The organism is Enterobacter sp. JS8-1 (assembly GCF_049187015.1).
GTDB classification, from domain to species: Bacteria; Pseudomonadota; Gammaproteobacteria; order Enterobacterales; family Enterobacteriaceae; genus Enterobacter; species Enterobacter mori.
This window is the reverse complement of the sequence record NZ_CP185805.1, coordinates 2,928,022-2,950,283: the sequence shown is the minus strand read 5'-3', so window position 1 is coordinate 2,950,283 and position 22,262 is coordinate 2,928,022. Positions and strand designations below refer to the sequence as shown.

The following is a 22,262-nucleotide window of genomic DNA, read 5'->3' as shown; positions in this document are numbered from 1 at the left end:
AAAAACAAAACGGCAAACTTGTTGCCGTTTTTAGTGTTTGCACCCTCTCCCCGTGGGTGTACGGTCCGGGGACATGGTAGACAGGTGTTCGGGGACATGGTGAACACTTTTTAACATCCTTTACCCATGGTGATCGACTTTTTCTTCAGGTCGATCACCCCCACTTTCGTGCTGTACCACCACACCTCGTAGCTGCCGTCTTCCTGCGTCTCCTTCAGCCCGACCCGTTCTCCCCTGAACGCCTTGCCTGCGCTCAGACTTACCCCTTTCACGCTCAGCTTTCCGCTGATATCCACTTTCCTGACCATCACGCCCTCGTCGTATTCCGGGGGCGTGGTGTTGCCGCTGTATTGTCGTGCAGACGGCTTATACCGCGAGCCCGGTACCGCCATATCCAGCGCCTCATGCGGGCGTTCAAGGTTGTACACCGTCCGCCAGTGGTCGAAGGCGCGCTGCAGTTCACCCTCGCTCGCGAACCACTTGCCCTGCAGCACTTCCGCCTTCAGGCTGCGGTGAAAACGCTCCAGCTTGCCCTGCGTCTGCGGATGATAAGGCCGGGAATGCCCCACCCGGATACCGTGGCGCATCAGCCACAGCTCCAGCGCCGTCCAGGTGCCGGTGGTGTCTCCCCACGGTGAGCCGTTGTCCATCGTCATCCGGTCCGGCAGGCCGTAACGTTCAAACACGCTGACCAGTTGCTGCTGCACGGTCTCGCGCCGTTCATCGGTACAGTGCGCCAGGCACAGGGAAAAACGGGAATGGTCGTCCAGGAGGGTGAGCGGATGGCAGCGGCCACCGCCAAAGGGAAAGTGGCCCTTAAAGTCCATCTGCCAGAGGCGGTTCGGCGCGTCGTGTTCGAAGCGTCCCGTGGCGGGAATGCCCGGTGAAGTGCCCGGCAGCAGGCCGTGACGGGCCATCAGGTTATGGACGGTGCTGAAGGCGGGCATGGTGTGCCCCTGGTCTTCGAGCCAGCGCTTTATCTTGCGTGCGCCCCAGCGTTGATGGCGGTCATGGGCCATACGCAGCAGGGCAGTGATGTCGTCAGATGAGCGGTTCGGGGAATGGTGCGGTATGCGCGGGCGGTCCTGAAGGCCGGCAGCCCCTTCCTCCGCCCAGCGGCGAAGCCACTTGTAGCCGGTGGCCGGTGAAATGCCGAAGCGACGGCAGAGGGAACGGATGTTCGCCCCGTCCTGCGAGGCGAACAAAACAAACTCGGTACGTAATGACATGGTATCTCTCGCATCCCAGGGCATAAGCGACTCCATAAACGGGTTCTTATGCCTTAGTTGTAAGTGTCTACCATGTCCCCGAACAAGTGTTCACTATGTCCCCGGACCGTACAGTGGGAGAGGGTCGGGGTGAGGGCATCAGGCCGCACGCTTCCCGTTTCTACAGCACATCCTCTATGACCCACACGCTGACGCTTCCCCCGTTACAGAAGAACGTCCCTTCACCATCCGCAGCTGTGGTCACGGTTTCCTCGCGATTGCCCAGAAAATCACGCCAGGTTTTATTGCCGTAATTCTCGCCCAGACAAATCACTTTTTCCCCGTCATCGCCATTGGAAAGGACCACCACGCAGCCCGGCGCGTCGTCGGTCCCGCTGCGGCTGAACGCGATACAGTTAGGATGATCAAAAAATAGCGTCTGAATGCCGTGGGCAAAACGCTGGCGGGCGAGGATCAGCTCATGCAGTTGTTCAATCACGGGCATATCAATATGGTACGTGTTACCGTCTCCGCCCGTATCGTCGTAGCTGGCACCGAAGAGGTCCGGATAGAACACGCTCGGCACGCCGTTTTCGCGCAGCAGAATTAACGCATAGGCGAGCGGTTTAAACCAGGCTTCCACCGGGGCTTCCAGCGCCTGCAGGGGTTGGGTGTCGTGGTTGGCAACCAGCGTGACCGCATGGAACGGATCGGCTTCCACCAGCGTGCCGGTGAAGATCTGGCTCATGTCGTAGTCGCGCCCCTGACGCGACGCCTCGTGGAACTTCATCTGCAGCGGCGCATCGAACAGCATGGTTTTGCCCTCGACCTGATTAATGTAGTTCTGCAGTTTATCCACCTCGTGCGACCAGTATTCCGCGACAACAAACAGCGGTTGCGGCGCTACCTCCTGCACGTGCTCAATCCACTCCTTGTAAAACCAAGCCGGAATATGTTTTACGGCATCCAGTCGAAAACCGTCACACTGCGTTTGCTCCATCACCCAGCGCGCCCAGTATTTGATCTCCTCGGTCACGGCATGATTGCGAAAATCGATGTTCTCGCCCATCAGGTAGTCGAAATTGCCCATCTCGTCGTCGACCTGATCGTTCCAGCCTTCGCCGGTGTAGTCGTTGACGATTTTGAAGATATTATCTTCATCGGGGTTTTCAATGTGGTCGATGCCGCTGAAGCATTTGTAATCCCAGATAAACTGCGAATATTTCCCCGCGCGGGCAGGGAAGGTATAGCGCGTCCAGGCCTCACACTCGATGATTTCATCGTCGATTTGCGTACGGTCTTGTTCATTGACGCGCTGCACGCGGATCGGCTCTTTCTCGTCCGCCCCCATTTTGTGGTTGACCACCACATCCAACAGCACGGCGATTTGGTTGCTTTTGAGCGCGTCGATGGCCTCTAGCAGCTGTGCTTTGTCGCCGTATTTGGTGGCGACGCCGCCTTTTTGATCGAATTCACCGAGATCGAACAGATCGTAAGAGTCGTAGCCCACCGAATATCCTCCCGATGCGCCTTTGTACGCCGGAGGTAGCCACACCATGTTAATGCCGATTTCGTTGAGGTTGGGGGCTAAAGCCGTAACTTCTCGCCACAATTCACCGCCAGCGGGGTAATACCAGTGAAAGCATTGCAGTAAGGTTGGATTGCGCATGCACCGTCTCCATGAGGTCGCGAAACTCAAGTATGGAGTACGTTTTGCAGAAATGCCTGGCGAACGAAGCGGGAAACGTTCGTTCGCCAGCTACATGGCTAATTGAGATCGCTACTACTTTGCGGGACCAGGACATGACCGCCCTGGTTGCTGTAGGTGGAAAGAACGGTTTTCTGAATGGAGGATTGCCCCACCATTTTCGCCAGTTCATTCATTCTGGACTGCAGCAATGTTTTCACCTGGCTTTCATTGTCGAGGATCACGCGCAGAGTCGGTCGAAGTTGCTCCTGCATTTGTGCAGAGGGTTCCGCTTCCTGCGTAAGACGAGCCAGCGAGTGCACCGCATTGACATAATCGGTTTCACAAGTAATGAGATCATCCCATAAACCCTGGCGAGCCAGTCGCAACATCAACTGGCTCTGCTCAAGGAGTTGCTGATAAAGGGTATAGAGTTGCGGTGCATTACTCATTAGACGGCGTCCTGCATCAGTTGTGGCGTACCCGCAACCTCCTTCCACCCGTAAGCGATATTGCGCAGCAATGTTTCCACCTCTTCGATGGCGCTGGCGTCGTTATTCACGTTGGCGTGCAGGAGGCGACGTACCATATAGGCATAAAGGGCAATCAGGTTTTGCGTAAGCTCATCACCGTTATTGTCCACCAGGCCAACCTTCAGCCCGTTTTCAATAATGTTGATGGCTTTCGAGAGTGCTAACCCCTTTGCCGGAATATTACCGTCTTGCAGGAACAGACGCGCGCGAACCAGCGCGCTGAGGGCTCCATCAAATAGCATGATAACCAGCTGTTGCTGGCTGGCGCTCATCACCGCGCTTTCAACCTCTATTTTTGCGTAGGCTTGCGTGCCTTTTGCGCCGTACATGTTATCCCCCTCGGGTTCGTTTAGCGTTTACTACTTGCTGCTGGACGTATTTTCAAACTGCTGCGTCAGGTAGCTGCTGGTGTTGTTCAGCGAAGTCATCAGTACGTCCAGCTGGGTAAACTGGGCTTTGTACTGTGCCACGCGCGCGTCAATACGCTCGCTCACGGCGTTGTATTGATCGGTAAGCTTGTTCAGCGTTTTGCTGACGCCATCTTTTGCCGCCTGGATAATCCCTTTGCTGGAGAGCCAGTCAGTCAGTTGGGTGGCCATCGTGGTGGTGATGCCGGTGGTTTTACCGTCACCCACAACCAGATCTTTAACGGCAGTCGGGTTGTCCGTCAGCGCTTTTTTCATCTTATCGCTATCCAGCTCCAGTTTTCCTGAGCTTGGGTCAGTGGTAATGCCCAGTGACGACAGCGTTTTATACGTGGTACCGCCCACGGTATTGCTCAGCATGGTTTTCAGCTGGGTCTGGATCGTACGCAGCGTGCTGTCACCCAGCAGGGCGCCGTTGCTGGAATCCTGTGCATCTGTGCCTGCATCCACCGCCGTATATTTGGTTAAGGTTGCAAAGCTGTCCTGCAGGGTGTTGTAAGCATCCACCCAGGCTTTCATTGCCGTTTCGGCTTTAGACGTATCTTTGGTGATCGTCAGCGTCTGGTTACCGGTGGTGACGTCATTCAGGTTCAGGGTGATATCTTCCAGCGCATCGCTGATGGTGTTGCTGCTGTTTTCGATATCAACGTTGTTGACCTTCAGCTTGGCGTTCTGCGCGGTAACGCTTTCCGTCATGCCGTTGCTGGCGTCGGTGCTGGTGCCGTTGTAACCCATAAAGGATTGCAGGGCGCTGTCGCCACTCACGCTGATGCTGACCGCGTTATCTGCACCGGTTTCGGTAGAGGTAATAGACAGACGATACTGGCCATTACCGACGTTAATAATACTGGCGGTCACGCCCGCATCCGCTTTGTTGATGGCATCACGAATGCCGGTCAGCGAGGAGTTTGCCGCGCTGATATCAACCGTCACCGGATCTTTACCGTTGCCCGCGGTAAAGGTAATTTTGCTGTCCGCGGTGGCAATGGCAGTTTTGGTATCCGCCTGGGTATTTTTAGTGGTCAGCGTCTGCGCCTGCGCCAGCTGAGAGACGCTAATGGTGTATTTACCCGCAATGGCGCTGCCCGTCGTGGTCGCGCTGAATGCCGTGGTACTGCTCGCCGTGCTGGTGGCCGTAAACAGGTCAGCTTTATTCAGCGCGGTGTTGGCGGTCTGAAACGCTTCCAGCGAACTCTTCAACGTGCCGTAAGCGCTAAGCTTGGCGGTATAGGATGTCTGCTGTTTGGAAATCGGCGTCAGCTGCGCTTTTTCGGCCGTGGTGAGACTATCCAGAATGTCTGCTAACTTAAGACCCGAACCAATCCCCAATGATGAAATACTTGCCATATTTATTCCTTAATCTATCGACACGTAGAACGAATAGTGGGGTTATCGGCCTTTATGCGTGAAAGTTTACGGTTAATTTCTTTTTTTTAATGGCGGGAATAACGGTAATAGAGAAGAGTATTTCCGTGGCTAAAAAAATTATCGAGATCCTGAAAAAAAATCTAAAGGTTGTTTTGGACCAGACGATAACACCTTTGACGGCGATGAAGCCGAAGGGTGGAAACCCAAATCTAACCAAACAGATTTGATGAACAACAGGAATCGAAATCATGGCACAAGTCATTAATACCAACAGCCTCTCGCTGATCACTCAGAACAACATCAACAAGAACCAGTCTGCTCTGTCTTCTTCTATTGAGCGTCTGTCTTCCGGTCTGCGTATCAACAGCGCTAAAGATGATGCTGCGGGCCAGGCTATCGCTAACCGCTTCACGTCTAACATCAAAGGTCTGACTCAGGCTGCACGTAACGCTAACGACGGTATCTCTCTGGCACAGACCACTGAAGGCGCGCTGTCTGAAATCAACAACAACCTGCAGCGTGTTCGTGAACTGACCGTTCAGGCAACGACCGGTACTAACTCTGATTCTGACCTGACGTCAATCCAGGACGAAATCAAATCCCGTCTGTCTGAAATCGACCGCGTATCCGGTCAGACTCAGTTCAACGGCGTGAACGTACTGGCTAAAAACGGTTCTATGGCGATTCAGGTTGGTGCAAACGACGGCCAGACTATCTCCATCGACCTGCAGCAGATCGACTCTTCTACTCTGGGTCTGAACGGCTTCTCCGTTTCTAACAACGCACTGAAACTGAGCGATTCTATCACTCAGGTTGGCGCGAGCGGTGCTCTGAAAGATGTTGACCTGAGCGCGGTTGCTACTACTCTGGGCGTGGACGCGAAGAGCCTGACTCTGCACAACGTGCAGACTCCAGCTGGCGCATCTACTACCAGCTACGTGGTTTCTTCTGGTTCTGACAACTACGCTGTGTCTGTTGACGATGCAACTGGCAGCGTGAAAGTGAACACCGCTGACATCACCTATACCGATGCTAACGGTGGTACCGGTACTCTGACTGGTGTTGCAGTTAAAGTTGGCGCAGACGCTGCTGGCGCTGCTGCAGGTTACGCTGAAGTTCAGGGTAAAAACTACTCCCTGACTGCTGCTGCTATCGCTGATGGCGGCGCGGGCGGTACCCTGAACAACGCACAGACTGTTACCCTGAACGCTGCGGGCGAGTTCAAAGGCGTGTCTACTGCAGATCCACTGGCTCTGCTGGACAAAGCTATCGCGTCTGTTGATAAATTCCGTTCTTCACTGGGTGCGGTACAGAACCGTCTGAGCTCTGCTGTAACCAACCTGAACAACACCACCACCAACCTGTCTGAAGCGCAGTCCCGTATTCAGGACGCTGACTATGCGACCGAAGTGTCAAATATGTCTAAAGCGCAGATCATCCAGCAGGCCGGTAACTCCGTGCTGTCCAAAGCTAACCAGGTTCCTCAGCAGGTTCTGTCTCTGCTGCAGGGCTAATCGCCTGATAATGCTTAAACCCCGCTTCGGCGGGGTTTTTATTTAGCGCTATTTGCATAACCCCCCAAATAACCCCTCATTTCACCCACTATTCACCCAATTGAAACCCCTGCAGAATCGGATAATCATGCCGATAACTCAATTAACGCAGGGCTGTTTATCGTGAATTCACTCTATACCGCTGATGGTGTAATGGATAAACACTCGCTGTGGCAGCGTTATGTTCCGCTGGTGCGTCACGAAGCATTGCGCCTCCAGGTGCGTTTGCCGGCGAGCGTGGAACTGGACGATCTGCTACAGGCGGGCGGTATCGGGTTATTGAATGCAGTTGACCGATACGACGCTCTGCAAGGAACGGCATTTACGACTTACGCAGTTCAGCGTATTCGTGGGGCGATGCTGGACGAGCTGCGCAGCCGAGACTGGGTGCCGCGCAGTGTTCGCCGCAACGCGCGCGAAGTGGCGCATGCGATGGGGCAGCTGGAACAGGAACTGGGACGCAACGCGACGGAAACCGAAGTGGCTGAGCGTCTTGGGATCGCTGTTGAAGAGTATCGTCAGATGTTGCTCGATACCAATAATAGCCAACTCTTCTCTTACGATGAGTGGCGCGAAGAGCATGGCGATAGCATCGAGCTGGTGACGGATGAGCATCAGCAAGAAAACCCGTTACACCATTTAATGGAAGGGAATTTACGCCAGCGCGTGATGGAAGCGATTGAAGCTTTACCAGAGCGCGAACAGCTGGTGTTGACCCTCTATTACCAGGAAGAGCTCAATCTCAAGGAGATTGGCGCGGTACTGGAGGTGGGGGAGTCTCGGGTTAGCCAGCTGCACAGCCAGGCCATCAAGCGCTTACGCACGAAACTGGGTAAGTTATAGGTGATTGATTCACCTCGGAAATGCCGCACAACGTATTGACAACCAGGAGTTATCATGACGGTGCAGCAATCTAAAAGACGGCCTTTAAGCCGCTACCTGAAAGACTTTAAACACAGCCAGACGCATTGCGCCCACTGTAATAAATTACTCGACCGTATCACGCTGGTTCGTCGTGGCGAAATCGTGAACAAAATCGCGATATCCCGCCTCGACACGTTAATGGATGAGGCCGCCTGGCTCGAAGAGCAAAAAGAGTGGGTGGCGCTTTGCCGTTTCTGTGGCGATCTCCACTGCAAAGAGCAAAGCGACTTCTTCGATATTATCGGCTTCAAGCAATTCCTGTTTGAACAAACGGAGATGAGCCATGGCACCGTTCGTGAATATGTGGTTCGCCTGCGTCGTCTTGGGCAACATCTGACCGTCAACAATATTTCTCGCGACCTGCTGAAAACCGGTTATCTGGATGAAAATCTGGAGCCGTGGCTGCCTGCGACCAGCACCAACAACTACCGGATTGCGCTGCGCAAGTATGCGCAATACAAGGTACAGATGCCGGGTGTCGTGAAGCAGAAAGCCCACGCCGGAACAACTTCTGATATATATTAAAAAAGAATAAGATGTAGCGCAGTCGCCTTTGACGTTGCAGGCGATTTCTCTACACTACGTAAAAATTCCACTATATCGGGGTATTTATGAAATTTGCACTTCTGGGTCGTCAGGCGCTGATGGGTGTTATGGCCGTTGCGCTGGTTGCGGGCATGAGCGTGAAAACGTTCGCCGCGGAAAACCTGCTGAATAAAGTAAAAGAGCGTGGCACGCTGCTGGTGGGGCTGGAAGGAACCTATCCTCCGTTCAGCTACCAGGGCGACGACGGTAAACTGACCGGTTTCGAAGTGGAATTTGCGGAAGAACTGGCGAAGCACCTTGGCGTGAAAGCGTCCCTGAAACCGACCAAATGGGACGGTATGCTGGCGTCGCTGGATTCAAAACGTATTGATGTGGTGATCAACCAGGTGACCATTTCTGACGAGCGTAAGAAGAAGTATGACTTCTCCACGCCGTACACCGTGTCCGGTATTCAGGCGCTGGTGAAGAAAGGTAACGAAGGCGGGATTAAAACGGCTGCGGACCTGAAAGGGAAGAAAGTCGGCGTCGGTCTGGGTACCAACTACGAAGAGTGGCTGCGCCAGAACGTGCAGGGCGTGGACATCCGTACCTATGATGATGACCCGACCAAATACCAGGATCTGCGCGTGGGCCGTATCGACGCCATTCTGGTTGACCGCCTGGCCGCGCTGGATCTGGTGAAGAAAACCAACAATACCCTGGCCGTTGCGGGTGATGCGTTCTCTCGTCAGGAAGCCGGTATCGCCATTCGTAAAGGTAACGAAGACCTGGTGAAAGCGATCGATTCCGCGATTGCTGACATGCAGAAAGACGGTAGCCTGAAAGCGCTTTCTGAGAAATGGTTCGGCGCTGACGTCACCAAATAAGTCTTTGACCCATAAAAAAAGGCGCTTTTAAAAGCGCCTTTTTTATTTCTTACGCGTCTGCGTGCATAATGAAAAATATCATATGAATTAGCGTTACCGGAGGAACCATGTCACTGCAGAATTTAACGCGCTTTCCCCGCCTGGAGTTTATCGGCGCGCCCACGCCGCTGGAGTATTTACCCCGATTTTCTGATTATTTAGGACGCGACATTTTCGTCAAGCGCGATGACGTGACGCCGATGGCGATGGGCGGCAATAAGCTGCGCAAGCTGGAGTTTCTGGCGGCAGACGCGCTGCGCGAAGGGGCGGACACGCTGATCACCGCAGGGGCGATTCAGTCTAATCACGTGCGCCAGACGGCGGCGGTGGCGGCAAAACTTGGCCTGCACTGCGTTGCGCTGCTGGAAAACCCTATTGGAACGCACGCAGAAAACTATCTCACGAACGGTAACCGTCTCCTGTTGGATCTGTTTAACGTGCAGGTCGAGATGGTCGACGCCCTGACCGACCCGACCGCGCAGCTCGACGAACTGGCCACGCGTCTGGAAGCGCAGGGTTTTCGTCCATACGTTATTCCTGTCGGCGGGTCGAACGCGCTGGGCGCATTGGGCTATGTAGAAAGCGCGCTGGAAATTGCTCAGCAATGCGAGGGCGCGGTGAATCTCTCTTCTGTCGTTGTCGCCTCCGGTAGCGCCGGAACCCATGCCGGGCTGGCGGTGGGGCTGGAGCAACTGCTGCCGGATGTCGAGCTGATTGGCGTGACGGTCTCCCGCAGCGTTGCGGATCAGAAGCCGAAAGTGGTTACTTTACAGCAGGCGGTGGCAGAACAACTGGAGCTGAAAGCCAGGGCTGACATTCTGCTCTGGGATGACTATTTTGCGCCGGGCTACGGCACGCCAAATGAAGAGGGGATGGAAGCGGTGAAATTGCTGGCACGCCTCGAAGGCATTCTGCTCGATCCGGTCTATACCGGTAAGGCGATGGCGGGGCTGATAGACGGCATTGCACAGAAGCGCTTTAAGGATGAAGGACCGATTTTGTTTGTTCACACTGGCGGGGCGCCTGCGCTGTTTGCCTATCATCCTCATGTCTAAAAATCAGGTCGAAAAATAATAATGCACGAAAGTATTCAGCTGGTTATTGATTCACTGCCGTTCCTGCTTAAGGGGGCGGTGTTTACGCTTCAGCTCAGTATCGGAGGGATGTTCTTCGGCCTGGTGCTTGGGTTTGTTCTGGCGTTAATGCGCATGTCGCCCGTCTTGCCGGTACGCTGGCTGGCGCGTTTTTACATCTCTGTATTCCGCGGCACGCCCCTTATCGCCCAGCTCTTTATGATCTACTACGGTTTGCCGCAGTTCGGTATTGAGCTTGATCCCATCCCGGCGGCGATGATCGGTCTGTCGTTAAATACCGCTGCCTACACTTCCGAAACCCTGCGTGCGGCAATCTCCTCCATTGATAAAGGGCAGTGGGAGGCGGCAGCCAGTATCGGGATGACGCCGTGGCAAACCCTGCGTCGGGCGATATTGCCCCAGGCCGCGCGCGTAGCGTTACCGCCGTTGAGCAACAGCTTTATCAGCCTGGTAAAAGATACGTCGCTGGCGGCCACCATTCAGGTGCCGGAGCTTTTCCGACAGGCGCAGCTGATCACCTCGCGGACGCTGGAAGTGTTCACGATGTATCTGGCGGCCTCGCTGATTTACTGGGTGATGGCGACGGTGCTTTCCGCCCTGCAGAACTATTTTGAAAACCAGCTTAACCGCCAGGAGCGTGATCCGAAATGAGTGCAATCGACGTTAAAAACCTGGTGAAAAAATTCCACGGACAAACCGTGCTCCACGGTATCGATCTGGAAGTGGAGCAGGGCGAAGTGGTGGCGATCATCGGGCCGAGTGGCTCGGGGAAAACCACGCTGCTGCGCAGTATTAATCTCCTTGAACAGCCTGAAGGCGGAACGATCCGCGTAGGGGATATTACGATTGATACCGGGAAATCCATTAGCCAGCAGAAAGGCTTAATTCGCCGTCTACGTCAGCATGTCGGTTTTGTTTTCCAGAACTTCAACCTTTTCCCGCACCGTACGGTGCTGGAAAATATTATTGAAGGGCCGGTCATCGTGAAGGGGGAGCCAAAAGGAGAGGCCACCACCCGCGCACGCGAGCTGCTGGCGAAGGTTGGGCTGGCAGGTAAAGAAACCAGCTACCCGCGCCGTCTTTCGGGTGGACAGCAGCAGCGTGTGGCCATTGCGCGCGCGCTGGCGATGCGTCCGGATGTGATCCTATTCGATGAGCCCACCTCCGCGCTCGATCCCGAGCTGGTAGGGGAGGTGCTTAACACCATTCGCCAACTGGCGCAGGAAAAACGGACAATGGTGATTGTGACTCACGAAATGAGCTTTGCGCGTGATGTTGCAGACCGGGCTATTTTTATGGATCAGGGCCGCATTGTTGAGCAAGGGCCAGCGAAAAGCTTGTTTGCGAACCCGCAACAGCCCCGGACCCGCCAGTTCCTCGAAAAATTCCTCATGCAGTAGCATTTTTGCCGTAATTTGCTCCAGATTCTTCTTCTGGGGCAAATTATTCGCCTCTAAACGCGTGTTCGTAGTTTTTTTATTCCACCCGTGTTCAGATTAACCGTATTAAATCTAAAGATTCAGGTGCGTTGGACGATATTTTGTATAAATAAATAAGGTTTATGTGTTAGGTTATATTCACCATAATAATGATTATCTTTATCAGAGGCTTCATTCGGTAAGTATGAGGGATTCAGACTTTTTCAACTGGCGACGGGATTGCTTCCTCCGGTTTCAGGAAATGTCCTGTGCCGATGAGGTATATCAAGAACTTCAGCGACAAACGCAGGCACTCGAATTTGATTATTTCTCACTTTGCGTTCGTCATCCTGTCCCCTTTACGCGCCCCCGGATTTCGGTCCAAACCAGTTATCCGCAGGAATGGATGGCGCAATATAAGTCAGAGAATTTTTTCGCCATCGATCCGGTGCTGAAACCAGAGAATTTCATTCAGGGGCATTTACCCTGGACGGATGAATTATTCGCTGATGCTCAGGCACTGTGGGACGGCGCGCGGGATCACGGTTTGCGTACGGGAATTACACAGTGTTTGATGCTGCCTAATCACGCGCTCGGTTTCCTGTCTGTATCACGTACTAGCGCACAGGCGGATAAGTTAAGCGGCGAAGAAATAGAGTTGCGCCTGCAAATGCTGGTTCAAATGGCCTTAACGTCTCTGTTGCGTTTTGAACATGAGATGGTCATGCCGCCTGAAATGAAATTCAGCAAGCGTGAGCGGGAAATTCTGAAGTGGACTGCGGAAGGAAAGACGTCTGCAGAAATAGCGATTATTCTCTCGATATCTGAGAATACGGTTAATTTCCATCAAAAGAATATGCAGAAGAAATTTAACGCGCCAAACAAGACGCAGATTGCCTGTTATGCAGCGGCGACAGGACTGATCTGAAGAGACAACACGTTCTGCGTGACAGACGAGATAACGGCTGAATGCACCGCATCCAGCCGTTTTTTTTACTGACGGTAAGCTTGTTTAATCTGCTTAACGGTGTTGGCGAATACGGCTGATTCAGCCTGGTCTTCCATCTGCGCGATTTGTTTTTCCATCTTAAGGATCACACGGCCCGCATCAGCCTGACCCATTGCCTGTAACATGAGCGTCAGCAGCGCTTTCAGACAGTTTACTTCCTGTGCCAGTTCTTGGTTATTTTCCGCAGTGGCGAAATCAGGTGAGCTCATTTATTTTCCTCAATATAAAACAGCGCTCGAGCGCGACGATGAAAGTCAAGGCCGCGGAGTATACCACAAGCCGTGACAAAAAAAGCAGTGGTTGTTTTTCGTACTTTTCCGCATTTTGTTTATTTACGTAAACAATACCCACAGGTAATGTCTCCTCTGCGATATTCACAATTATTGTCATCGCCGGTTCGTTTGCCGTTAATTGTTGTTACAAAAAGTTTAGAACTGTTTTTAAGCCGATGTAGCGTGCCTGTTTTTTGTAACTTTTTGAATACAGATGCTTAAAAATAGACGCAAAAGCCCATACCGCATGGGTTTTCTTTCCACTTGCTGTACAGGCTAATTTCCAAAAACGAGAGCGTAATCGTATAGCACGTTTTTTAACGTTTTAATCTTGCGAGGAAAACCGTTAATATAAACGCAATAAGTAGTCAGTAGCGTTATCCCTATTCTGGAGACATTTCCTTTGATCAACGTCCTTCTTGTTGATGACCACGAACTGGTGCGCGCAGGGATACGACGCATTCTTGAAGATATAAAGGGTATTAAAGTTGCCGGTGAGGCCTGCTGTGGTGAAGATGCCGTGAAATGGTGTCGCTCAAACTCGGCCGACGTGGTGTTGATGGATATGAACATGCCCGGCATTGGTGGGCTTGAAGCAACACGTAAAATCGCCCGTACCTTTGTTGATACCAAAGTCATCATGCTGACCGTACATACCGAAAACCCGCTGCCCGCGAAAGTTATGCAGGCGGGGGCCGCCGGGTATCTGAGTAAAGGCGCCGCACCACAGGAAGTTGTGAATGCGATTCGCTCCGTGTTTGCCGGGCAGCGCTACATCGCCTCAGACATTGCACAACAGATGGCATTGAGCCAGATTGAACCTGAAAAAACGGAATCGCCGTTTGCCAGTTTGTCTGAGCGCGAGTTGCAGATTATGCTGATGATCACCAAAGGTCAGAAAGTGAATGAGATCTCTGAACAACTGAATCTCAGCCCGAAAACGGTGAACAGCTACCGCTATCGGATGTTCAGTAAACTGAACATTCACGGTGATGTCGAGCTGACTCACCTGGCCATTCGTCATGGTCTGTGTAATGCGGAGTCGTTAATAAGTCAGTGAATGAAGCGTTCGATTCAAAAGCATTTCTAAAAACCGTCACCAGCCAGCCAGGCGTGTATCGCATGTATGACGCTGGCGGTACGGTTATCTATGTGGGTAAGGCGAAAGATCTCAAAAAACGCCTTTCCAGCTATTTCCGCAGCAATCTTGCCTCCCGCAAAACCGAAGCGCTGGTCGCACTCATTCAGAATATTGATGTCACCGTCACCCACACCGAGACGGAAGCGCTGCTGCTTGAACATAACTACATCAAACTGTATCAGCCCCGCTACAACGTGTTGCTGCGTGATGATAAATCCTATCCCTTTATTTTCCTGAGCGGGGATACCCATCCGCGTCTGGCGATGCACAGGGGCGCGAAGCATGCGAAGGGTGAATATTTCGGCCCGTTCCCGAACGGTTATGCCGTGCGAGAAACGCTGGCGCTGCTGCAAAAAATCTTCCCGATCCGCCAGTGTGAAAACAGCGTTTACCGTAACCGCTCGCGTCCGTGCCTGCAGTACCAGATTGGTCGCTGTCTGGGGCCGTGCGTAGCGGGTCTGGTCAGCGAAGAAGAGTATGCCCAGCAGGTGGACTATGTTCGCCTGTTCCTCGCGGGGAAAGACGATCAGGTTCTCACCCAGCTTATCGCGCGGATGGAGAAAGCCAGCGCGGCGCTGGAGTTTGAAGAGGCTGCGCGCATTCGTGACCAAATTCAGGCCGTACGCCGCGTTACCGAAAAGCAGTTTGTGTCCAATACCGGTGACGATCTGGACGTGATTGGCGTGGCCTTTGACAACGGGCTGGCCTGCGTTCACGTTCTGTTCATTCGCCAGGGTAAAGTGCTCGGCAGCCGCAGCTACTTCCCGAAAGTACCGGGCGGCACGGAGCTGGGTGAAGTGGTCGAGACATTTGTTGGACAGTTCTATCTTCAGGGTAGTCAGATGCGCACGTTACCCTCCGAGATCCTGCTTGATTTCAATCTCGACGATAAAACCCTGCTGGCGGATTCCCTCTCTGAACTGGCCGGGCGTCGGGTGAACGTCCAGACGAAACCGCGCGGTGACCGCGCACGCTATTTGAAGCTGGCACGCACCAACGCGGCGACGGCGCTGACGACCAAACTGTCCCAGCAGTCGACGGTCAGCCAGCGTTTAACCGCACTTGCTACGCTTCTGAAGCTGCCGGAAGTGAAACGTATGGAGTGTTTTGACATCAGCCATACGATGGGGGAGCAGACCGTAGCCTCCTGCGTAGTGTTTGATGCCAACGGTCCGCTGCGGGCGGAGTATCGCCGCTATAACATTACCGGGATCACGCCGGGGGATGATTACGCCGCGATGAACCAGGTGCTGCGTCGACGTTATGGTAAAGCCATCGAAGAGAGCAAGATCCCGGACGTGATCCTTATCGACGGCGGAAAAGGGCAGCTCGGGCAGGCGAAGGCGGTGTTTGAATCACTCGAGGTCGAGTGGGATAAAAACCATCCGCTGCTGTTGGGCGTGGCGAAAGGGGCGGATCGTAAAGCGGGTCTGGAAACGCTTTTCTTTGAGCCGGAAGGTGAGGGCTTTAACCTGCCGCCGGATTCGCCCGCGCTGCATGTGATCCAGCATATCCGCGACGAATCGCACGATCACGCGATCAGTGGCCACCGTAAAAAACGGGCGAAGGTCAAAAACACCAGCACGCTGGAGACCATCGAAGGCGTTGGACCAAAACGTCGTCAAATGCTGCTGAAGTATATGGGCGGATTGCAAGGATTACTCAATGCCAGCATGGAGGAAATTGCAAAAGTGCCGGGTATTTCGCAAGGGCTGGCAGAAAAGATCTACTACTCGTTGAAACATTGAGGGCTCTGTAGCAACATAGAGCTAAATTTTACTGACAACAGACAGTTACCGTCATTATGCGATTTAATATCCCTACGTTGCTCACTCTTTTTCGCGTCGTGCTTATCCCGTTCTTTGTACTGGCGTTTTACCTGCCGGTCGTCTGGGCGCCTTTTGCCTGCGCACTTATTTTCCTGGTCGCTGCGGTAACCGACTGGTTCGACGGTTATCTGGCGCGTCGCTGGAATCAAAGCACTCGCTTTGGCGCGTTCCTCGACCCGGTGGCCGATAAAGTCATGGTGGCGATCGCGATGGTGCTGGTGGCTGAACATTACCACACCTGGTGGGTCACGCTGCCCGCGGCAACGATGATTGGCCGCGAAATTATCATCTCTGCGCTGCGGGAGTGGATGGCGGAGTTGGGTAAACGCAGCAGCGTGGCGGTATCCTGGATTGGTAAGGTCAAAACAACGGCGCAGATGGCGGCGCTGGTCTGGATGCTGTGGCGTCCAAACGCCTGGGTTGAGTGGGCGGGAATTGGTCTTCTGTGGGTTGCCGCGGTACTGACGCTGTGGTCAATGCTGCAGTATTTGAACGCGGCGCGCGGAGATTTGCTTGAACAGTGATCGTTTCGACGTAATTTTCAGCAAACGATCCGGGGATGCAAAAAATAACGTTGACTCAAAACGACATATCAGTAGAATGCAACGCATCGAACGGCGGCACAGCTAGCCGGACGATAATGAAATCAAGTGGTTAGAAACAACTTGATGACATGCGGGAATAGCTCAGTTGGTAGAGCACGACCTTGCCAAGGTCGGGGTCGCGAGTTCGAGTCTCGTTTCCCGCTCCAGATTAAAGACATGCGCAACAGCGGGTGTCAGTTTAAAAAGTTTTACGGCGCGTTAGCAAAGCGGTTATGTAGCGGATTGCAAATCCGTCTAGTCCGGTTCGACTCCGGAACGCGCCTCCACTTTCTTCCCTGGCCGGATGGTGGAATCGGTAGACACAAGGGATTTAAAATCCCTCGGCGTTCGCGCTGTGTGGGTTCAAGTCCCACTCCGGCTACCATGGGAAAGCAAAGAATAATCAAAGCAATAAGCAGTGTCGTGAAACCGCCCATTAAGGCGGTTTTTTTATTACATCTGCATGCCTTCAGAATATCAATTGTTTGATTTCTTTCACTTAAAAAAGAAAAGCCTCCAGGTTTTTGATCTGAGGCTTCTCACATTTCGATCTTACAATCGTTATCGAGTAGAGTCTGCAACAGCGTTTTTACCCATTCGTTTCGACCGTTTTTGACGCAATAGCGCAACTATCCAGATGATAAAAGTAGTGGTTAAGATCGCAACTGTGAATAAAACCAACGTGTAGTAATCAAGAAAGTCTTCCTCCATGACATAGCCATACTTTTCTACATACCATCCATAAATCTCCAAATCGGGCATAAAGTAGCAAAACACAGAATATAATATGAAGAGGGTAGTAAGTTCTGCATACCAGATAAGTACCTGTGACAGAGGTTTCATCAATATACCTGTATTGTGCCAAACGCCCTCAACTGGGCTGTAACCATGACTGGTGGCGATTTAATGAGCGCCCTCCAGAGGATCATGTAGTCGGATAACGAAACTATAGAAATACATCCATCGCTGTTTCCGTTATGGCCTGCAGGGTGCAGACGAAATGCTCCACGCTCGACCTTACCAATAAACGAACTGTCATCAATTCGTTCATCTTCGCGAAAAAGGGCAAACCACAGATTGCGATCTGAACCACTTTCTACCGTTTTATACAAATCGTTAAGTCTTGTATTCCATCCTCCCCGCGAGCGCGTGACGATGTAGTACTTCCCCGGCGGAAGAGGCCCCCTTTTTGGGATTGCTATTGAGTCTGGATTGTTCCTGTGCTTCCCTTTATTGCCTGAGTAGGCAGCAAAGAAACCCACCCCAGGACAACTTAACGAAGAGAGTTGTCCGTTATTGATATGAAAATAGCAACGAATCATCTTTCTGCCCACGAATCAGAAAATAGTATGTTACCGTCGCAGTGTTTCCAGGTGATGCGTTCATAACGCAAAGATATGCTTTCAAGATGGTTGTGCTTTTCAGTCGCAGGATCTTTCACATCGTGCATAACGGGGCACACAGAAACCACTTTTACCCCTTCAAGATACATATTGAAGTATTCAACTTCCTGCCCAGCGTCGTTGATCCTGTACCACTTAAATTCCGCTGATTGTAACGTCTGCCCTTGCGCCACCGCTTTATAGAGATAAGGACTTGATGAATCGAATTCTTTTTCAAAGTGTAATGCGGAGTGAACTCGCGTACCTGTAATTTTTCCGGTTGCGCTATCAGTAGGAAGGTGTAAGCCATGTCCAAATCCAAGAACCTCAATACTACCTTCGCGGTACTGAACATCAACAGACCCTTTGATGTCTGTACCTCCGTCATCTTTAAGCCAAAGATATGCGGGTATAGCCATTCTGAAAGCTCCTTTTCAGTGAGTTTGACGTGATCGTCAGAGACTAATAAATCAACAAACTCAGGCCTTCTCAAGGCATTGCGTGCTATATCTTACGTGAATAAGATATTGTTATTTATATGAAAATATTTTAACGGTATTCTTGTATCAAATCACACCCCACCCAGATACGCCTTCCTCACCTCCGGATCCCCCAGCAGCTCCTCGCCGCTGCCGCTCAGCCGGATCTGTCCGTTAACCATCACATACCCGCGATCAGACAGCTTCAACGCGTGGTGCGCATTCTGCTCAACCAGAAAAATGGTCATGCCGTTGCGTGCCAGCTCGCGCAGCGTCTGGAAAATCTGTTTTACCGCGATAGGGGCCAATCCCAGGCTGGGTTCATCCAGCAGCAGTAGCTTAGGGCGGCTCATTAAGGCCCGCGCAATCGCCAGCATCTGCTGTTCTCCGCCGGACATGGTCATTGCCCGCTGTTTACGCCGCTCCTTGAGGCGGGGGAAAAGGTCGAACATGCTTTGCATATCTTCAGATGCAAACTGGTTTCCAATCGGGATGGTGCCCATCAGCAGGTTCTCTTCCACCGTCATATCCGGGAAGATACGCCGTCCTTCGGGCGCCTGGGCGATACCGCCGGACGCGACGTAGTGGGTGGATTTATGGCTGATATCCTCTCCGCAAAACAGGATCTGTCCACTACGGACCCGGGGTTGACCAAAGATAGACATCAATAATGTCGACTTTCCTGCACCGTTAGCGCCAATCAACGCCACGGTTTCGCCTTTGTTAACCTCAAGGGAAACCTGTTTCAGCGCCTGGATCACGCCGTAGAAAACGTCCACCTCCCGAAATTCCAGCATCGTCTCGTTCACAGGTTAACCTCGCTTTCGTCGGTGCCCAGGTAGGCGGCGATCACTTTTTCATCGTGCTGGATCTGCTCGGGTTTCCCCCGCGCAATGACATCTCCGTGGTCGAGCACAATAATGTCGTCCGAAATCTCCATGACCATTCCCATATCATGCTCAATCAGTAATACCGTGATGTCGTGGTGGTCGCGCAGAAAACGGATAATGCAACTTAACTTGTGCGTTTCCACCGGGTTCAGGCCTGCGGCAGGTTCATCAAGGCAGATCATCTCCGGACCCGTACACATTGCCCGGGCGATTTCGAGGCGTCGCTGTTGACCGTAAGACATTTCGCCCGCGAGGCGATTGGCGCAGTCCACCAGGTCCACCACTTCCAGCCAGTAAAATGCACGATCGAGAGCATCACTTTCCGCCCGACGATAGGCGGGGGTGTTGAGCACACCGGCGAGGAGATTGCGATTTACACGCATATGCTGTGCAACCAGCAGGTTTTCGACGACCGACATCTCGCGAAACAGGCGGATATTCTGGAATGTGCGCGCAAGACCCGCGCGGTTTACCAGGTGTGTTCCACCGAACATTTTGTAGAAAAGACGCGACCCTAACCGGGCTGGGTTAATCCAGTCACCGGGCTGGAATTTTTGACCGAGAACCTGAATCACATTGGTGGTTTTACTGCGGGTGTTGAATAAGATATTTCCGCCGGACGCCCTGTAGAAGCCCGTCAGGCAGTTAAACACGGTTGTTTTCCCCGCGCCGTTAGGCCCGATGAGGGCGGTAATCGACCCGCGTTGTACATCAAGGTTGACGTCATTTAACGCTTTAATCCCGCCAAAGTGCATCATCAGGTGCTCAACGTGTAATATGGTTCCGTTCATGGCGCGACCCCCTTACGCACGGCATAGCCGCTGCGGTTAATGCGGATCAAACCGCGCGGACGCCAGATCATCATGACCACCATCAACACGCCAAACAGCAGGACGCGATACTCCGCAAAACTGCGCAGCAGTTCCGGCGTGACGGTCAGGACAAAGGCGGCCAGCACAACGCCCAGCGTTGAACCCATCCCGCCCAGCACCACGATGGCCAGAATCAGTGCGGATTCAAAAAAGGTAAAGGAGGTGGGATTAACAAACCCCTGATAGGTGGCGAAGAAAACCCCCGCAATCCCGGCCGTTGATGCGCCCAGCGTAAAAGCAGAAAGCTTCACAAGCACGTGATTAAGACCCATTGAGCGGCAGGCAATTTCATCTTCTCGTAATGCCTCCCACGCCCGTCCAATCGGCATTCGCGTCAGGCGGTGCTTGATGTAGAGCACCATCAACACCACCAAAAACAGCACGGCGTAAATAAAGATAAACTTCATGTTTGGGTTATAGGTCAGATGGAAAAACTCGTGGAAGGGGACGCCGCCTTCTTTGGCGCGTCGGCCAAACTCCAGACCAAAAAAGGTGGGGGCAGGGGCTGAAACGCCATTTGGGCCGCCAGTGAAGGTCAGCCAGTTATTGAGCACCAGGCGGATAATCTCGCCAAACCCGAGCGTCACGATTGCCAGATAATCGCCATGCATGCGAAGCACCGGGAAGCCAAGCAGCACACCGGCGGCGGCGGCCATCAGCGCTGCCAGCGGCAGCATGCTCCAGAACCCTAACCCCAGATACTGATACCCCAGCGCGAGGCCATACGCGCCAATCGCGTAAAAGGCGACATACCCCAGATCCAACAGCCCCGCAAGGCCGACCACAATATTCAGCCCGAGGCCGAGCAGAACATAGATCAGCCCCAGAATGGCAACGGTCAGCACGTATTTGGTCGCCACAAACGGAAAGCAGATCGCAAGCGTAATAACCAGCGGAATAATCCAACGCATGCGGCTCTTGTATCCGGGAGGGCGGACATACACCCCTGCGCTGTCCGCTTCAAACCTCGCCTGGAAACGCGCACCGGGGGCGGTCTGCAGGAAGATGCTCAGCAAAAAACGGCCCAGCATGACGATGGCAATCATCCACGCCAGCCGTTGTCCGGCAAAGTTAAAGCTGTAACCGTCGAGAACTACGCCAGCGATAGGGCCAAAGATAATCAAGGCAACTAGCCCGGAAAATACGGAATCCAGAATGCAGCGTTTAAGGGAGAAACCGGCAGATGTCATCGTCTTCACCCTCACACCTTCGCCACGACAGGGCGGCCCAGCAGACCCTGAGGACTGAAAATCAGGATCAATACCAGCAGCCCAAACGAGAACACGTCTTTATAATCCGAGTTCACCATCCCGGAGAATTGCGCTTCCGCCACTCCCAGAATCAACCCGCCGAGCATGGCGCCCGGCAGAGAGCCGATGCCGCCCAGCACCGCCGCCGTAAAGGCTTTTATACCGATGACAAAGCCCACGTAGAAATCAAAGGTGCCATAGTTCATGGTAATCAATACCCCCGCCAGCCCGGCCATCGCCGCGCCGATCACAAAGACCAGCGAAATGATCCTGTCGGTATTGATCCCCAGAATGGAGGCCATTTTGCGATCCTGCTGCACCGCACGACACATCCGCCCCAGCCGGGTATGGCTGATTATCCACGTGAGCAGCAGCATGCCCGCGAACGAGGCGATCAGAATAAAGATTTTGGTGTAGGTGATTTGGACGAAACCTTCTCCCAGATGTACGCGAAGTACGCCGTCCAGCATGGTTGGCACGCCTTGCTGGCGGGGCCCCTGGCTCAGCTGGGCGTAGTTTTGCAAAATCAGCGACATCCCGATGGCGGAGATCAGCGGTGCCAGTCGGGTGGAGTTTCGCAGGGGTTTATAGGCGATGCGTTCGATAGTCCAGCCATACACGCCCGTCACCACGATGGTGAACGCCAGCGTGCCCAGAATCAGCAGGGGAAACGACTCAAGACCGAAGAATGACAGCAGGGCCAGCCCGATGGCGCAGAGATAGGCCGAGATCATATACACTTCGCCATGGGCGAAGTTGATCATGCCAATGATGCCGTACACCATGGTGTAACCGATGGCGATTAAGCCGTAGACGGAGCCCAGCGTTAATCCGTTGATTAACTGTTGCAGGAAGAATGTACTCATCATCGCGCGCTCTTTTTATAGGCCGCA

At 53.1% G+C, this 22,262-nt stretch carries 24 protein-coding genes and 3 tRNA genes; 14 read left to right on the top strand and 13 right to left on the bottom strand.

Annotation, left to right across the window (positions count from 1 at the left end):
- Positions 1–110: 110 nt before the first annotated feature.
- The 5 genes from ACOQH0_RS14055 to fliD all read right to left on the bottom strand — a co-directional run bounded on the left by ACOQH0_RS14055 (position 111) and on the right by fliD (position 5,200).
- Positions 111–1,253: an IS481 family transposase gene (locus tag ACOQH0_RS14055; protein WP_421510610.1), complete on the bottom strand. Its 1,143-nt coding sequence runs from the start codon at positions 1,251–1,253 to the stop codon at positions 111–113.
- 136 nt (positions 1,254–1,389) lie between these two features.
- Positions 1,390–2,877 carry an alpha-amylase gene (gene amyA, locus ACOQH0_RS14050; RefSeq protein ID WP_010432389.1) on the bottom strand — a complete coding sequence of 496 codons (1,488 nt, stop codon included), beginning with the start codon at positions 2,875–2,877 and terminating at the stop codon, positions 1,390–1,392.
- Between the two features lie 98 nt (positions 2,878–2,975).
- Complete coding sequence (gene fliT, locus ACOQH0_RS14045; RefSeq protein ID WP_010432391.1) at positions 2,976–3,347, bottom strand: flagella biosynthesis regulatory protein FliT; 372 nt, start codon at positions 3,345–3,347, stop codon at positions 2,976–2,978.
- On the bottom strand, positions 3,347–3,757 hold the full coding sequence (gene fliS / locus ACOQH0_RS14040; RefSeq protein WP_421510608.1) for a flagellar export chaperone FliS: 411 nt from the start codon (positions 3,755–3,757) through the stop codon (positions 3,347–3,349). The genes fliT and fliS overlap by 1 nt, the downstream gene beginning before the upstream one ends.
- 30 nt (positions 3,758–3,787) lie before the next feature.
- Positions 3,788–5,200 (bottom strand): flagellar filament capping protein FliD, encoded by a 1,413-nt coding sequence (fliD, locus tag ACOQH0_RS14035; RefSeq protein WP_010432396.1) that lies wholly within the window; start codon positions 5,198–5,200, stop codon positions 3,788–3,790.
- Positions 5,201–5,469: 269 nt separating this feature from the next.
- Here fliD and ACOQH0_RS14030 point away from each other — a divergent pair, with 269 nt between their 5' ends.
- The 8 genes from ACOQH0_RS14030 (at position 5,470) to sdiA (ending at position 12,589) form a co-directional block, all read left to right on the top strand.
- Positions 5,470–6,735 carry a FliC/FljB family flagellin gene (locus ACOQH0_RS14030; RefSeq protein WP_089599450.1) on the top strand — a complete coding sequence of 422 codons (1,266 nt, stop codon included), beginning with the start codon at positions 5,470–5,472 and terminating at the stop codon, positions 6,733–6,735.
- Positions 6,736–6,897: 162 nt separating this feature from the next.
- Positions 6,898–7,617, top strand: a complete 720-nt coding sequence (locus ACOQH0_RS14025; protein WP_042714098.1) for an RNA polymerase sigma factor FliA — start codon at positions 6,898–6,900, stop codon at positions 7,615–7,617.
- A 54-nt stretch (positions 7,618–7,671) separates the two neighbouring features.
- Entirely contained in the window at positions 7,672–8,223 is a 552-nt protein-coding gene (gene fliZ / locus ACOQH0_RS14020; protein WP_010432406.1) for a flagella biosynthesis regulatory protein FliZ, read from the top strand.
- 86 nt (positions 8,224–8,309) lie between these two features.
- Positions 8,310–9,110 (top strand): cystine ABC transporter substrate-binding protein, encoded by an 801-nt coding sequence (gene tcyJ / locus ACOQH0_RS14015; RefSeq protein WP_010432408.1) that lies wholly within the window; start codon positions 8,310–8,312, stop codon positions 9,108–9,110.
- Between the two features lie 107 nt (positions 9,111–9,217).
- Positions 9,218–10,204 carry a D-cysteine desulfhydrase gene (gene dcyD, locus ACOQH0_RS14010; protein WP_421510606.1) on the top strand — a complete coding sequence of 329 codons (987 nt, stop codon included), beginning with the start codon at positions 9,218–9,220 and terminating at the stop codon, positions 10,202–10,204.
- Between the two features lie 21 nt (positions 10,205–10,225).
- The gene (gene tcyL / locus ACOQH0_RS14005; protein ID WP_010432414.1) at positions 10,226–10,894 is read left to right on the top strand and encodes a cystine ABC transporter permease; all 669 of its coding nucleotides are present in this window, start codon (positions 10,226–10,228) and stop codon (positions 10,892–10,894) included.
- Positions 10,891–11,643 carry an L-cystine ABC transporter ATP-binding protein TcyN gene (gene tcyN, locus ACOQH0_RS14000; protein ID WP_421510605.1) on the top strand — a complete coding sequence of 251 codons (753 nt, stop codon included), beginning with the start codon at positions 10,891–10,893 and terminating at the stop codon, positions 11,641–11,643. Before tcyL ends, tcyN begins: the two co-directional genes overlap by 4 nt.
- Before the next feature lie 223 nt (positions 11,644–11,866).
- Positions 11,867–12,589: a transcriptional regulator SdiA gene (gene sdiA, locus ACOQH0_RS13995; RefSeq protein ID WP_010432419.1), complete on the top strand. Its 723-nt coding sequence runs from the start codon at positions 11,867–11,869 to the stop codon at positions 12,587–12,589.
- A 65-nt stretch (positions 12,590–12,654) separates the two neighbouring features.
- On the opposite strand, the gene ACOQH0_RS13990 is transcribed toward sdiA, so the two are convergent.
- Entirely contained in the window at positions 12,655–12,879 is a 225-nt protein-coding gene (locus ACOQH0_RS13990; protein ID WP_010432421.1) for a DUF2594 family protein, read from the bottom strand.
- Complete coding sequence (locus ACOQH0_RS13985; protein WP_421510604.1) at positions 12,866–13,060, bottom strand: hypothetical protein; 195 nt, start codon at positions 13,058–13,060, stop codon at positions 12,866–12,868. Before ACOQH0_RS13985 ends, ACOQH0_RS13990 begins: the two co-directional genes overlap by 14 nt.
- Positions 13,061–13,345: 285 nt before the next feature.
- Here ACOQH0_RS13985 and uvrY point away from each other — a divergent pair, with 285 nt between their 5' ends.
- From uvrY to ACOQH0_RS13955, 6 genes are all read left to right on the top strand, one after another.
- Positions 13,346–14,002 carry a UvrY/SirA/GacA family response regulator transcription factor gene (uvrY, locus tag ACOQH0_RS13980; protein WP_089599504.1) on the top strand — a complete coding sequence of 219 codons (657 nt, stop codon included), beginning with the start codon at positions 13,346–13,348 and terminating at the stop codon, positions 14,000–14,002.
- Complete coding sequence (uvrC, locus tag ACOQH0_RS13975) at positions 13,999–15,831, top strand: excinuclease ABC subunit UvrC (RefSeq protein ID WP_421510602.1); 1,833 nt, start codon at positions 13,999–14,001, stop codon at positions 15,829–15,831. The genes uvrY and uvrC overlap by 4 nt, the downstream gene beginning before the upstream one ends.
- Before the next feature lie 56 nt (positions 15,832–15,887).
- The gene (gene pgsA, locus ACOQH0_RS13970; protein ID WP_006176115.1) at positions 15,888–16,436 is read left to right on the top strand and encodes a CDP-diacylglycerol--glycerol-3-phosphate 3-phosphatidyltransferase; all 549 of its coding nucleotides are present in this window, start codon (positions 15,888–15,890) and stop codon (positions 16,434–16,436) included.
- A 151-nt stretch (positions 16,437–16,587) separates the two neighbouring features.
- Positions 16,588–16,663, top strand: a tRNA-Gly gene (locus tag ACOQH0_RS13965).
- A gap of 46 nt (positions 16,664–16,709) precedes the next feature.
- Positions 16,710–16,783 (top strand) — tRNA-Cys (locus ACOQH0_RS13960).
- 11 nt (positions 16,784–16,794) lie between these two features.
- Positions 16,795–16,881 (top strand) — tRNA-Leu (locus ACOQH0_RS13955).
- A gap of 457 nt (positions 16,882–17,338) precedes the next feature.
- Here the strand turns inward: ACOQH0_RS13955 and ACOQH0_RS13950 are convergent.
- The 6 genes from ACOQH0_RS13950 to ACOQH0_RS13925 form a co-directional block, all read right to left on the bottom strand.
- The gene (locus tag ACOQH0_RS13950) at positions 17,339–17,818 is read right to left on the bottom strand and encodes a DUF2778 domain-containing protein (RefSeq protein WP_218307559.1); all 480 of its coding nucleotides are present in this window, start codon (positions 17,816–17,818) and stop codon (positions 17,339–17,341) included.
- Positions 17,815–18,297 (bottom strand): Hcp family type VI secretion system effector, encoded by a 483-nt coding sequence (locus tag ACOQH0_RS13945; protein WP_089599498.1) that lies wholly within the window; start codon positions 18,295–18,297, stop codon positions 17,815–17,817. The genes ACOQH0_RS13950 and ACOQH0_RS13945 overlap by 4 nt, the downstream gene beginning before the upstream one ends.
- Before the next feature lie 152 nt (positions 18,298–18,449).
- Entirely contained in the window at positions 18,450–19,154 is a 705-nt protein-coding gene (locus tag ACOQH0_RS13940; RefSeq protein ID WP_421512358.1) for an ABC transporter ATP-binding protein, read from the bottom strand.
- An 8-nt stretch (positions 19,155–19,162) separates the two neighbouring features.
- Complete coding sequence (locus ACOQH0_RS13935) at positions 19,163–20,038, bottom strand: ATP-binding cassette domain-containing protein (RefSeq protein WP_421510600.1); 876 nt, start codon at positions 20,036–20,038, stop codon at positions 19,163–19,165.
- Positions 20,035–21,309: a high-affinity branched-chain amino acid ABC transporter permease LivM gene (gene livM, locus ACOQH0_RS13930; RefSeq protein ID WP_421512357.1), complete on the bottom strand. Its 1,275-nt coding sequence runs from the start codon at positions 21,307–21,309 to the stop codon at positions 20,035–20,037. Before livM ends, ACOQH0_RS13935 begins: the two co-directional genes overlap by 4 nt.
- A gap of 11 nt (positions 21,310–21,320) precedes the next feature.
- Positions 21,321–22,235, bottom strand: a complete 915-nt coding sequence (locus ACOQH0_RS13925; protein WP_421512356.1) for an ABC transporter permease subunit — start codon at positions 22,233–22,235, stop codon at positions 21,321–21,323.
- Positions 22,236–22,262: the final 27 nt, after the last annotated feature.